At 69.3% G+C, this 12,667-nt stretch carries 12 protein-coding genes; 3 read left to right on the top strand and 9 right to left on the bottom strand.

What is annotated here, in order from left to right:
- Positions 1 to 2: 2 nt before the first annotated feature.
- The 7 genes from WA670_RS41060 to WA670_RS41030 form a co-directional block, all read right to left on the bottom strand.
- Positions 3 to 857 carry a carbohydrate ABC transporter permease gene (locus WA670_RS41060; RefSeq protein WP_037818151.1) on the bottom strand — a complete coding sequence of 285 codons (855 nt, stop codon included), beginning with the start codon at positions 855 to 857 and terminating at the stop codon, positions 3 to 5.
- A complete protein-coding gene (locus WA670_RS41055; RefSeq protein WP_336161513.1) occupies positions 848 to 1,768 on the bottom strand; it encodes a carbohydrate ABC transporter permease in 921 nt (306 codons plus the stop codon). Before WA670_RS41055 ends, WA670_RS41060 begins: the two co-directional genes overlap by 10 nt.
- A 3-nt stretch (positions 1,769 to 1,771) precedes the next feature.
- Positions 1,772 to 3,055: an extracellular solute-binding protein gene (locus WA670_RS41050; protein ID WP_336161511.1), complete on the bottom strand. Its 1,284-nt coding sequence runs from the start codon at positions 3,053 to 3,055 to the stop codon at positions 1,772 to 1,774.
- Positions 3,056 to 3,130: 75 nt separating this feature from the next.
- Complete coding sequence (locus WA670_RS41045) at positions 3,131 to 4,264, bottom strand: lactonase family protein (protein WP_336161509.1); 1,134 nt, start codon at positions 4,262 to 4,264, stop codon at positions 3,131 to 3,133.
- 31 nt (positions 4,265 to 4,295) lie between these two features.
- Positions 4,296 to 5,687, bottom strand: a complete 1,392-nt coding sequence (locus WA670_RS41040; RefSeq protein ID WP_336161507.1) for a GntP family permease — start codon at positions 5,685 to 5,687, stop codon at positions 4,296 to 4,298.
- On the bottom strand, positions 5,684 to 7,279 hold the full coding sequence (locus WA670_RS41035; RefSeq protein ID WP_336161505.1) for an N-acyl-D-amino-acid deacylase family protein: 1,596 nt from the start codon (positions 7,277 to 7,279) through the stop codon (positions 5,684 to 5,686). The genes WA670_RS41040 and WA670_RS41035 overlap by 4 nt, the downstream gene beginning before the upstream one ends.
- On the bottom strand, positions 7,279 to 8,577 hold the full coding sequence (locus WA670_RS41030) for an amino acid deaminase (protein WP_336161504.1): 1,299 nt from the start codon (positions 8,575 to 8,577) through the stop codon (positions 7,279 to 7,281). Before WA670_RS41030 ends, WA670_RS41035 begins: the two co-directional genes overlap by 1 nt.
- Before the next feature lie 150 nt (positions 8,578 to 8,727).
- Between WA670_RS41030 and WA670_RS41025 the strand changes: the two genes are divergently transcribed.
- Genes WA670_RS41025 through WA670_RS41015 form a run of 3 tightly spaced genes read left to right on the top strand, consistent with a single transcriptional unit; the run spans position 8,728 to position 10,807 of the window.
- Positions 8,728 to 9,669: a sugar kinase gene (locus WA670_RS41025; RefSeq protein ID WP_238608317.1), complete on the top strand. Its 942-nt coding sequence runs from the start codon at positions 8,728 to 8,730 to the stop codon at positions 9,667 to 9,669.
- The gene (locus tag WA670_RS41020) at positions 9,666 to 10,424 is read left to right on the top strand and encodes an IclR family transcriptional regulator (protein WP_043828492.1); all 759 of its coding nucleotides are present in this window, start codon (positions 9,666 to 9,668) and stop codon (positions 10,422 to 10,424) included. The genes WA670_RS41025 and WA670_RS41020 overlap by 4 nt, the downstream gene beginning before the upstream one ends.
- A complete protein-coding gene (locus WA670_RS41015; RefSeq protein ID WP_037818159.1) occupies positions 10,424 to 10,807 on the top strand; it encodes a RidA family protein in 384 nt (127 codons plus the stop codon). Before WA670_RS41020 ends, WA670_RS41015 begins: the two co-directional genes overlap by 1 nt.
- Before the next feature lie 48 nt (positions 10,808 to 10,855).
- Here WA670_RS41015 and WA670_RS41010 read toward each other — a convergent pair whose 3' ends face one another.
- Both WA670_RS41010 and WA670_RS41005 read right to left on the bottom strand, forming a co-directional pair.
- Entirely contained in the window at positions 10,856 to 11,854 is a 999-nt protein-coding gene (locus tag WA670_RS41010) for a 1-aminocyclopropane-1-carboxylate deaminase (protein WP_336161502.1), read from the bottom strand.
- Positions 11,851 to 12,492: a GntR family transcriptional regulator gene (locus tag WA670_RS41005; RefSeq protein ID WP_442893164.1), complete on the bottom strand. Its 642-nt coding sequence runs from the start codon at positions 12,490 to 12,492 to the stop codon at positions 11,851 to 11,853. Before WA670_RS41005 ends, WA670_RS41010 begins: the two co-directional genes overlap by 4 nt.
- Positions 12,493 to 12,667 lie beyond the last annotated feature (175 nt).

Raw genomic sequence — 12,667 nt, 5'->3', positions numbered from 1 at the left:
GGTCATCCCTTCACGGCCCCGGCGGTTCCGCCGATGAGTTTCCGTTGCACCAGCACGAAGAACACCAGCACCGGAATCGTCATCAGGGTGGACGAGGCCATCACGGCGCCCCAGTCGGTGTCCTCCGGTTTGAAGAACACCAGGATCGCCTGCGGCAGAGTCTGGTTTTCGGTCTTGGAGATGATGAACGTCTTGGCGAACAGGAAGTCGTTCCACGCGTGGATGAACGCGAGCACGCTCACCGCGACGAGCCCGGGCGCGACGAGCGGGAACAGGATCTGCCAGGTGAACCGCATCCGCGACGCACCGTCCAAAGTGGCCGCTTCCTCCAGTTCGGCGGGCACCGCGGCGACGAACCCGCGCAGCATCCAGATCGCGAACGGCAGGCTGAACGCCAGGTGCACCAGCACGAGCGAGCCCAGTTCGTTGAGCCCGAACGCGGGCACCGTGCCGCCGACCGAGCGCATCAGGAAGAACAGCGGGATGGTCAGCGCTTCCACCGGCACCATTTGCGCCACCAGCAGCATCACCAGCAGCACCGCGCGCCCGCGGAACCGGAACCGGGTGAGCGCCACCGCGGAGAGGAACGAGAACACCAGGGACAGCAGCACCACGACGACCGCGACCACGAGGCTGTTGAGGAAATACCGGCCGAACCCGGACACCGTGAGCACGCGCTGGAAACTGTCCAGCGACGGCGAGAACGTCCACGGTTTCGGATGCGCCGACTGGATTTCGCCCGCCGGTTTGAACGCCGAGAGCACCATCCAGTACAGCGGGAACGCGACGATCCCGGCGATCACCACGGTCACGATTTCGGCGACGAGCCGCGCGGGGCGGCGCACTTTCAGAGCCATGCGGCACTCCGGCGCTGGGACCGGACGTACAGCCCGGTGATCGACAGCAGCAGCAAGGTCATCACGACCCCGATCGCCGAGCCGAGCCCGTACTCCTGCCCGGCGAACGCCTGCTGGTAGGCGTAGACGTTCAGGATCAGGTTGCGCCCGGCGATGCCGCCTCCGTTGGTCATCACGTAGATCTGGGTGAACACCTTGAAGTCCCAGATGATCGACTGCACGGTCGCGATGGTCAGCAGCGGCCGCACCGCGGGCAGGACCACCGACCGCGTCGTGCGCCAGACCGACGCGCCGTCGAGCGCGGCGGCCTCCAGCGTCTCCTTCGGCACCCCGCTGATCCCGGCGTACATGGTCACCATCACGAACGGGAACGAGCACCAGATCACCTCGGCGGCGACCAGCCCGAACGTGCCGAAGGTGCCGAACGTCCAGGAATGGTGCTCCATCCCGCTGAACCCGATGCCCGAGAGCACCTCGTTGACCAGGCCGAAATCGGTGTCGAAGAGGAACAGCCAGACGTACGAGCCGGCGATCGCCGGGGTCGCCCACGCGCCGAGCGCCGCCAGGAACAGCAGCATGCGCGGCAGCGCGCGGACCCGGCTCGCCAGCACGGCCAGCGCCGTGCCGACGACCAGGCTGCCGATCACGCAGGCCGCGGCGAACCCGACTGTCTTGCCGAGCACCGTCCAGAACTGGACGTCGGCCAGCAGGCTGGCGTAGTTGTCGAGGCCGAGGAACACCAGCGGGGCCGCACCCGCCGCCTGCGGCTGGCCGTAGTCGTAGAGCGATATCACGACCAGCTGGTAAATCGGGTACACCAGCAGCGCGGCGAGCAGGATGCCCGCCGGCAGCAGGTAGAGAAGAGCCGCGCGGCCGTCGCGGCGGACGGTCGCGGAACGGACTGCGGCCACGGGTCAGCCGAAGTTCTTGTTCATCGCCGCGGCGGCGTCGGCCAGCGCGTCGTTCGCGTCCTTGCCGCCGGTCGCGATTTGCTGCACGGCGGTGGGCAGGACGTTCTGGCTGTCGATCTTGGACCACGCCGGGGTGCTCGGCACGAACTTGGTGCCCGCGCTCAGGGTGTCCACGAACGCCTTCAACGTCGGGTCGCTGGCGGCGAGCTTCTTCTGCACCGACGCGAGGGTGGGCAGGTTGCCCATCGCCGCGTACATCTTCTCCTGGTACTTCACGCCGGCCAGCAGTTCGGCGAACTGCACCGCGAGACCGTGGCGCTGGCTCGCGCCGAACACGCCGAGCAGGTTGCCGCCGGCGAACGCGGGCGCGACGGAACCCGGGGCGGTGCCGGGCAGCGGCATGATCGCGTACTTGCCCTTCACCGCGCCCTTTTCGACGGCCTTGCGGTTGAAGTCGCCGCCGATCACCATGCCCGCCTTGCCGCCGGCGAACGCGGTGACGCTCTGCGTTCCGGTGAGGTTGGCGCAGGCGGCCGGCGGGCAGATGTCGTCCTTGATCAGGTTCGCGTACGCGGCGACGCCGGCTTTGGCCTGCGGTGAGTCCACAGTGGACGTCCACTTGCCGTTGTCCTGTTTGGCCAGGTCGCCGCCGTTGGCCCAGATGAACGGCAGCATCGCGTAGGTGTACTTGCCGCCGGTCGCGATGCCGTACAGGTCCGGCTTCTTCTCGCGGATCTTGCGCGCGTCTTCGGTCAGCTCGGCCAGCGTCGTCGGCGGCTTGAGGCCGAGTTCGGCGAAGACGTCGGTGCGGTAGTACAACGCGCGGATGCCGGTGTACCAGGGGATGCCGTAGATCTTGCCGTTCGCTTTGGCGGTGTCGACCACGGACGGAAGCAGGTCCTTGCCGTCCGACCAGTTCGCGATGTCCTTGGTGAGGTCGGACAACGCGCCGGTCTGCGCGTAGCTGGAGACGTCGGTGTTGCCGAATTCGGCGACGTCGGGGGCGTTGGACGGGTCGTTGAACGCGCCGGAGAACTTGTCCGCGCGGCCCTCGACCGGAACCCATTGGACGTCGACCTTGACCCCGGCGTGGCTGGCCTCGAATTCGGTGATCGCTTCCTTGACCGCGGCCTCCTTCGGCGCGCGATTCGCTTCGTCGAACAGCCAGACTCTGAGCGTGCCGTCGGTTTGGTTTCCGCCGGCGGCGGCCGGGCCGGATTGGGTGGGCGCGCACGCGGCGAGCAACGCCAGCGTGGCGACAGCGGGCAGGACAGAACGCAGCTTCATCGGTGACTCCTGTCGCGGGGACCGGTCAAAGACCGGGAAAGACGGGGCTGTGCGGCGTGACAGCCCCGGTTTTTCTCAGACGAAGAAGACAGAGTTGACGTTCGGCACGGCGAGCGAGCCCGCGGACTTTCCGGGCAGACCGGTGGCCGGGTCGCGCGGCAGCCAGGTGACGGTGCCGGAGCGCTGGTTGGAGACGTAGAACCACTTCTCGTCCGGGTCCAGCGCGAGATGCCGCGGCCAGTTGCCGCCGGACGCCGCCGAGGAGACCAGGGTGAGCCCGGCTCCGCCGTCGGCGACGGTGAAGGTGGCGACGGTGTTGGGGCCGCGCACGGTGGCGTAGACGAACTTCCCGTCGCGCGAAACTGTGATCTCGCCGGGGAACAGTTCGCCGGTGCTGCCCGGCGGAACCGCGGGCACCACGGAGATCGGCTTGAACGTGCCGGTGGCGGAGTCCCAGCTGGCGACGGTGATCTCCGGCCGCAGTTCCTGGGCTACGTAAGCGAATTTGCCGTTCGGGTGGAACGCGAGGTGTCGCGGTCCGGCACCGGCGGGAAGGGTGATCTGCTTGTGCAGCTTCAGCTTTCCCTTGCCGGTGTCGAACGAGTAGACGTACACCGAGTCGGTGCCGAGGTCGACCGCGAGCACCCACTTGCCGGACGGATCGGTGACGACCTGGTGCGCGTGCGGCTCTTTGCCCTGGTGCTGCTGCAGATCGGTGGCCGCGCCGAGCTTGCCGCCGGACTTGATCGGCAGCACCACGACGCTGCCGGAGTCGTAATTCGCGGCCAGCACGTACTTCTGGCTCGGGTGCACCGAAAGGTGCGTGGGCGAGCCGCCGTTCGAGGACGTCGACCCGAGCAGCTTCGGCCGGGTCGGGTCGGAGATGTCCAACGCGGACACCGTGCCGGTCTCCGCGCCCTCGTTTTCGTTGGTGACGTACAGGATCCGGCCGTCGCGAGTCCGGTCGAACCAGGAAACGTCGGTCAGCTTCGGGACGGTGCGCACCGGCGTGAGCGCGGGGCTTCCCGCCGCTCGCTGGGTGACGTCCAGTCCGTGGCCGGCCGGTGCGGAGTTGGTGTAGCTGCCGACGTACACCGTCGTAGCCGCGCGCGGCCGGGGCGCTGCCGTGGCGAGCTGTGCGCCCGCCACGGCGGCGGCTCCGGCCGCGCCGACTGCTCCGACGAACGTGCGGCGGGAAATCTCGGTCATCGAATACCCCCGGAACATGTGCCGATGTGGTTCAGACCAATGTCATCGCCAATGCTGCCACACCGAAACCGCTCAAGGAAAGGACTGTTTCCAAAGCCGTCCAGGTTTTCAGGGTCTGGGTCACGGTCAGCCCGAAATACCGGGACACGATCCAGAATCCGCCGTCGTTGACGTGCGAGGCGATGATCGACCCGGCCGAGATCGCGACCACGACGAGCGCCAATTGTGCTTGCGAATAATGCAGTTCCATCACCGTCGGCGCGACGATGCCGCTCGTGGTCACGATCGCGACCGTCGCGGATCCCTGGGCGATGCGCATGCCGCAGCTGATGATGTACGCGGCCAAAAGCACGGGAAGCCCAGCGTCGCCTAGGGAACCGGCCACCGCCTTGCCGATGCCGGTGGCGGACAGCACCGCTCCGAAGAACGAACCCGCGCCGACCACGAGGAGAATCATCGCGACCGGGCGCAGCGCGTTCGCGGAAAGCTGGGCGAGATCCGTGCCGCTCATCCCGCGGCGGCGGCCGAGCAGCCACGACGCGAGGATGGTCGCGATGGTCAGCGCGATGGCCGGCGTGCCGAGGAACGCCGCGATACCAGCGCCGGTGGACCCCTTGGGCAGCAGGATGCTGCCGAACGTGCCCACCAGGATCAGCACCAGCGGCACCGCGATGATCCCGCCGACCAGCTTGAGCGACGGCGCGGGGCCGTCCTGCTCGCCGTCTTCGCCCGCGAGCTTCGCGAAGTCCTCGGCCAGCGGCACGTTCACGCGCTTGCCGATCCACGTCGAGTACAGGATGCCGCCGATGAACCAGGCCGGGATGCCGCAGACCGCGCCCATCAGGATCAGCCAGCCGAGATCCACGTGCAGCAGCCCGGCCGCGGCGACCGGTCCCGGGTGCGGCGGGATGAAGGCGTGCGTGATGGAAAGCCCGGCCAGCAACGGCATCGCGTACAGCACGATCGACCGGCCGCCCTGCTTCGCCGCGGCGTAGACCAGCGGCGCGAGCACGAAAATGCCGATGTCGAAGAACACCGGGATGCCGAAGATGAGGCCGGAAAGACCCATCGCGAGCGGAGCGCGTTTCTCCCCGAACGTCCGCAGCAGCGCCGCGGTGAGCACGCGCGCGCCGCCGGATTTCTCCAGGATCGAGCCGAGCAGCGTGCCCAGCCCGATGATCGCCGCGATGTGCCCGAGAATGCTGCCGAAACCCTTCTCCAGCAGCGAATCGGACGTCTTCTGCGCGGTGCCGACCAGGGTGCCGACCGGCACGCCCGCGGCCAGCGCGGTGAGCAGGCCCACCACGATCAAGGCGATGAACGGTTCGAGCTTCACCTTGATGATGAGGAAAAGCAGCACCGCGATGGACACCGCGGCCAGCGTGAGCAGACCGGCGGTGCTGGTCTGCAGCCAGTGGATCATCGTCGACTCCCGGGATGGCGAAGGGAATGCCCGGCGAGCGCGCCGGTGGGGGACCCGTCTTCGAGCGCGGCGACGCCGTTGACGAAGACAGCGGAGAGACCCGCGGCGGGCTGCCGCGGATTGTCGAACGTCGCGGTGTCGGCGACCGTGTCCGGGTCGAACAGCACCAGATCGGCCGCGTGCCCGGGGCGGACGAGGCCCCGGTCGGACAGCCCCAGCCGCCGTGCCGCGCGCCCGGTGAGGTGCGCGACGCAGTCGGCCAGTTCGAGAACGCCCAGTTCGCGGACGTAGCGGGCGAGGTAGCGCGGGAAGGTGCCCCACGCCCGGGGATGCGGCCGCGCGCCGACCAGCAGGCCGTCCGAGCCGCCGGTGTGCGTGCGGTGCCGCATGATGGCCTGCACGTTTTCCTCGTGTCCCACGTGCATGAGGCAGGACGTGCCGAGCTTTTCGTCGATCAGCGTGTCGAAGTACAGCTCTGCCGGTGGTTTCCCGTTCTTGCGGGCGGAAGCGAGGACGCTGTGCCCCACCAATGCGGCGTTCTCCTCGCGGCGCACGCCGTTGATTTCGATGGCGTCCCAGTCGATCGGCACGCCGTGCGCACCGTCCGAACCGGATTCCTCGATCTCCGCGCGGATGCGTTCGCGAGTGTCCGGATCGGACAGCCGGGCGAGCGTGGGCTCCAATCCGCCTTCGGTGGACCAGCTCGGCAGCAGCGCGGACAGGTAGGTCGCGCCGGGCAGGTACGGGTACGTGTCGAGGGTGATGTCGCAGCCGTCGTCGAGGGCGTTGTCCAGCAGCCGCAACAGATCCGGTGCCTTGCCCTTGTTGACGGAGAAGTTCATCGTCGCGTGCGCGAGGTGCAGCGGGCAGCCGGAGCGGCGGGAGACGTCGACCATCTCCGCGAACGCCTCCAGCGCGCCCGCGCCGTAGCTGCGGTGGTGCGGGCTGTAGTAGCCGCCGCGCTCGCCGACCACGCGGCACAGTTCGACCAGTTCCTCGGTGGTCGCGTACATCCCGGGCGTGTAGGTCAGCCCGGACGACAGGCCGAACGCGCCTTCGGACAGCCCGGTCGCGATGAGTTCCTGCATCCGGGCCAGCTCGGCGTCCGTGGCGGGCCGGTCCTCCCAGCCCACCACCAGCATCCGCACCGTGCCCTGCGGGACCAGGTACGCGGCGTTCGTCGCGATGCCCTGGTCGAGCCGGTCGAGGTACTCGCCGACCGAGCGCCAGTTCCAGTCGAAGCCCGCCGGGTCGTCGTTCCATCCGGCCAGCTGCTGGCGCAGGCTCGCGAGCACTTCGTCGTTGACCGGCGCGTAGGAGAGACCGTCCTGACCCAGCACCTCGGTGGTCACGCCCTGGCTGATCTTCGCGAGATGGTCCGGGTTGGCGAGCACTTGCAGGTCGGAATGCGAGTGCATGTCGATGAACCCGGGGGAGAGGACCAGCCCGGTCGCGTCGAGCACGCGCGGTGCGGTGAGTTCTCCCGGCGCGGCGACGTCGGCGATGCGGTCGCCGTCGATCCCGACGTCGCGGATCTCCAGCGGGGCCCCGGTTCCGTCGGCGACGCGCGCGCCGCGGATCACGAGGTCCATCAGAACCACGTCCGCACGAAATCGACCACTGTCTCGCCGTCGCTGTCCACGACCGGCAGCAGCGACCACTTGTCGAACGTCGTGCAGGGATGCGACAGCCCGAGCCGGATCCAGTCGCCGACCTCGACCGGCGATCCTTCGGGCAGTTCGAGGAACGCGTGCTGGTCGTTGAGCTTCGGGACGGTGTGCCCGGTCAGCTCGGTGACGACGCCGTCCTTGCGCAGCAACTGCGGCTCCGGCATGCCTTCGTCGTACGGCAGGTCGCGCTTGCCCGCGGTGAGCAGCGCCAGCTCCGGCGTCGGCTTCGACGTGACCTGCGCCCACGCGTGCAATGCCGGACGGAAGCTGTCGACGCCAGCGATGCGCGGGTGCTCGCCGAGCGGCGAGATCTCGCGGTAGAAGCCGTCGTCGTGCGTCAGGTACGCGCCGCTGCGCAGGATCGGGACCACTTCGAGACCGTCCGGCCACGGCTTGGTCAGCTCGTCCACGACACGGTCGAAGTACGCGCTGCCGCCCGCGGTCACGTACACCGGACCCTCGGCGAGCAAACCCTTCTCCGCGAAGGTGATCGTCGCGTCGCGAAGACTGTCCACATAGGAACTGATCTTCGCGAGCGCCGCGTCGTCGGTGTGGTGCGAAAGCGCGCCTTCGTAGCCGCCGGTGCCGCGCAGGCGCAACACCGGGCTCTTCGCCGCCGCTTCGGCAACGGCGAGCGCAGTCGCGGCGTCGCGGACACCGGTGCGGCCGCCTTCGCCGCCCAGCTCCACCAGCACGTCGACGGGCCGCTCGGCGCCCGCGAGCGCTTCGGTCATCAGCTCGACGCTGCGCACCGAGTCGACCCAGCAGACGAACTCGAAATCCGGGTCCGCCGCCAGCTCGCCGGCCAGCCAGCGCAGCGCGGACGGGTCCACGAGCTGGTTCGCCAGCAGGATCCGCGGCACGCCGAACGCGCGGTAGATCCGCACGTGCCCGGCGTTCGCCGCGGTGATGCCCCACGAACCGTGCTCCAGCTGCCGGGCGAACAGCTCCGGAGCCATCGTCGTCTTGCCGTGCGGCGCGAGCGCGATCCCGCGTTCGGCGCACCAGCGGGCCATGGTGGCGAGGTTGTGCTCCATCGCGGCCGCGTCGAGCACCACGAACGGACCGAAGAAGCCGTCGTCGAAGAGCTTCGCGCGGCGGGCCGCGGCTTCGTCGAGAGTGAGCCCGGACAGTGCCGGGGGGAGAGCGCGGAAGCGCCAGTCGATCCGTTCGCCGCGCCCGGCTCGGACGGCGGCGGTGAGAGCGGCGTTGCTGTTCATCTGGGACCTCGGTTGCGTATCTTGCAACGGACGTTGCGCAAAATGCGTTGCATAGGTGTAGCATCCGGGTCGCCACAGGTCAACGGGGAAGGGACGTCAGTGACCAGCAGTCCGACCGGGTCGCCCGAAGTGCTCTGCATCGGCGAGTCGATGGCGTTGTTCGTGCCCGCCGAGCCCGGGCCGCCGGACGAGGTGCGCACTTGGCTGCGCACCATCGGCGGCGCGGAGTCCAACGTCGCGTGCCACCTGCCCGCGCTCGGCGTGCCGAGCGGATGGGTCAGCGCGGTCGGCGACGACCCGTTCGGCCGCGCGCTCGTCCGCGAGATCGCTTCGGCGGGCGTGGACGTGCGCGGCGTCGTCTTCGACCCGGCCAGGCCGACCGGGCTGTACGTGAAGGAAAGCGGCGCGGGCGGCAGTCCCGTCCGCTACTACCGCTCGGGTTCCGCCGCGTCCGGCATGGGCCCGGAACTGGTGTCCCAGCTGGACTTCTCCGGTGTTCGCGTGCTGCACCTCTCCGGGATCACGCCCGCGCTCTCGGACAGCTGCCTCGCGCTCGTCCGCGCACTGCTCGACCGGCCGCGCGGCGACCTGCTCGTGTCGTTCGACGTCAACCACCGCCCCGCGCTGTGGACCGGACGCGACCAGTCCGTCCTCGCCGAACTGGCCGGGAAGGCCGACCTGGTGCTGACCGGCGACGACGAGGCGGAACGCGTGTGGGGCACCGGCGACCCGGTGCGGCTGCGCGCCCTTCTGCCCGGTCCGCGCACGCTGGTGGTCAAGCACGGGGAACGCGGCGCGACGCTCGTCGAAGGCTCGGCCGAACCGCTGTTCTCGCCCGCGCTTCGGGTTGACGTCGTCGAGCCGGTCGGTGCCGGAGACGCCTTCGCCGCCGGATTCCTGGCCGCGACTCTGCGCGGAGCCGACCCCCTGACGAGGCTCCGTCGCGGGCACCTGCAAGCTGCCGCGACACTGTTGACTCAAGACGACGTCGGCGTGCCGCTGGCCGAGGCCGTCGTGACGAAACTGGTGCAGGCGGACGCCGACGGCTGGGGTTCGGTCCGGCTCACCGGGGAGGGAGTGGTGGTCACGTGAGCCAAAGTCTCGACCGCGCGCTGACGCTGCTGAGCGGTCTCGCCCGCGGCGGCAAGACGCTCGACGAGCTGGCCGAAGAGATCGGTGTGCACAAGACGACCGTGCTGCGGTTGCTGCGCACGCTCGAAACGCACCATTTCGTGCGGCGCGAAGGAGCCCGGCACTACCGGCTCGGCAGCGCGCTTTTCGACCTCGCCAACCAGGCGCTGGAGGACCGCGACGTCCGGCGCAGTTCGCACGAAGCGCTCGCCGCGCTGAACTCCCGCACCGGGCACACCGTGCACCTCGCGTCCTATGAGGACGGTGAAGTGGTGTACATCGACAAGTTCGAGGGACACCACGCGGTCCGGATGTACTCGCGGGTCGGCAAACGCGCGCCGCTGCACTGCACCGCGGTCGGCAAGGTGCTCGTGGCGGCGATGCCGCGGGCGAAACGCGAGGAGATCGCCCGCGCGATCGACTACGTCGTGCTCACCGCCAACACGATCACCACGCCCGAGGCGTACCTGGCCGAACTGGACCAGGTCGCTGAGCGCGGGTACGCGGTGGACAATGCCGAGCACGAGGACTTCATCCACTGCATTTCCGCGCCGGTGCGCGGCGCGGGCGGCGAGGTGCTCGCCGCGGCGTCGATGTCGGTGCCGAAGGTGCTGCTGGACTACGACGGGCTGCTGGCGCTCGTGCCCGAGCTGCTGGCCGCCGCCGAGGAAGCTTCCGTCCACAGTGGATGGACGGGGAACGGAAAGGGGCAATGATGGGCAAGACGGCGATCACCAGCGAGAACGCGCCGAAGCCGCCGGCGAACTTCTCGCAGGCCGTCCGCAAGGGAAACATCCTCCAGGTCGCCGGCGCGGTCGCGTTCGACCCGGCCACGAACGAGATCGTCGGCGACGACGTCGTGAGCCAGACCCGGCAGGTGTTCAAGAACCTGACCGCGCTGCTCGAAGAAGCGGGCTCGAGCTTCGCGGACGCGGTGATGGTGCGCGTGTACCTCACCGACACCAGCCACTTCGCCGCGTTCAACGAGGTCTACAACGAACTGATCGGCGAAGCCCCGTACGCGGCCCGCACCACGGTGTACGTCGGGCTGCCCGCCGGGCTCCTGGTCGAGATCGACGTGCTCGCCGTCCTCGACTGACGCTGTTTCTCGTGAGCGGCGGAACCGATGCCGCCGCTCACGAGAGCTTCAGCCGAGCACGCTCGTGTACGCGTTGATCGCGGGCTGCCCGCCGAGGTGCGCGTACAGGACGTTCGAGTCCTTCGCGATCTCGCCGCTGCGCACGAGATCGATCAGCCCGGCCATCGACTTCCCCTCGTACACCGGGTCGGTGATCATGCCTTCCAGCCGCGCGGCGGTCCGGATCGCCTCGAGCGTCTGCTCGTCCGGAATCCCGTAAACCCCCGCGTGGTACCGCTCGTCGAGTTCGGCTTCCCCGACCGGCCCGGCCTCGATCAGCTCCGCCGTGCTCTTCGCGATCCGCCCGATCTGCTCGCGCGTCTCGTCGGGCTTCGCCGACGCGTCGATCCCCAGGATCCGCCGCGGCTTCCCGCTCACCGCCGCTCCGGCGATCATCCCCGCCTGCGTGCTGCCGGTGACCGAGCACACCACGACGGTGTCGAAGAAAACGCCGAGTTCGCGTTCCTGCTCTTCGAGTTCCAGCACCCAGTTGGCGAACCCGAGCCCGCCGAGCCGGTGGTCCGACGCACCGGCCGGGATCGCGTACGGCGTGCCGCCGTTCGCCTCGACCTCCGCCAGCGCCCGTTCCCAGCTCTCCTTGAACCCGATGCCGAACCCGGCGTCGACGAGCCGGACGTCCGCGCCGAGGATCCGCGACAGCTGGATGTTGCCGACCTTGTCGTGCAGCGGATCGTCCCAGTCGACCCAGCTTTCCTGCACCAGCACGGCTTTCATGCCCGCGCGCGCCGCCGCGGCCGCGACCTGGCGCGTGTGGTTCGACTGCACGCCGCCGATCGAAACGAGCGTGTCCGCGCCCTCGGCGAGCGCGTCCGCGACGAGGTACTCGAGCTTGCGCGTCTTGTTGCCGCCGTAGGCGAGACCGGAGTTGAGGTCCTCGCGCTTGGCCCAGACGGCCGCGCCGCCGAGGTGTTCGGTCAGCCGGTCCAGCCGGTGCACCGGCGAAGGCCCGACGAGCAACGGGAAACGGGGGAAATCAGCCAGGCTCACGCGTCCTCCAGGAGGGCTTCGAGATCGGTCCAAATCGTTGAGGTGAGCTGCGCGGCGGTTTTCTCGTCGCCGCTTTCGAGCGCGTCGATGAGCTCCTCGTGCCGGGCGACCGACCGATGCGCGGGCAGCGAACTGAACCGCGCGTATTCGAGACGGCGCAGCAACGGCGTGTACCGGTCGAGCGTCGCCGCGACCGCCCGGTTGCCGCACGCGCGCACCGGAATGTCGTGCAATTCGTCGTCCGCCTCGATCGCCTTGCCGACGTCCCCCTCGGCCACCGCTTCCCGGAATCGCTCGTTGGCCTCGCGCATTTCCGCGATCTGCCGCACGCTGAGCCGAGCTTCGCGCACGACCAGCTCGTGCAACGCCCGCACGAGCCGAACCGCGTCGCGAACGTCGCCGGCGTCGAACTCGGCGACCCTCGTGTAACTCTGCGGCTTCGACACGACCAGCCGGTCCTCGGCCAGCCGCAGCAGCGCCTGCCGGACCGGCGCGCGGGAAAGCCCGAGCTGCTCGGCGAGGTCAGCGTCGCGCAGGGGAGTGCCCGGCGGAAGGCTGCCGTCGATGATGGCGTGCCGGATTCGCTCGTACGCCTCGTCGCGCAGCAGCGACCGGGAGACCTTGGGGAGTGCACTCACATCTAACATGTTAGATGTCGGTCGGCGGGGAGGCAATGGCACGGAACGGCGGGATGCGGCTGGCGCGGGGTGGTGGCGGCTCTGCAACGGGCTGGTGGTCGCACGGGTCGGCGTCGAGTGGGTGACCCGCGGGTCTGTCGGTCGGAGAGGTTGCCGTCGCGCGGTTCAGCCCTGG

It is taken from the genome of Amycolatopsis sp. VC5-11, from assembly GCF_037034185.1.
GTDB classification, from domain to species: Bacteria; Actinomycetota; Actinomycetes; order Mycobacteriales; family Pseudonocardiaceae; genus Amycolatopsis; species Amycolatopsis nivea.
Note: the sequence above shows the minus strand (reverse complement) of the source record. Positions and strands in the feature narration are given on the sequence as shown.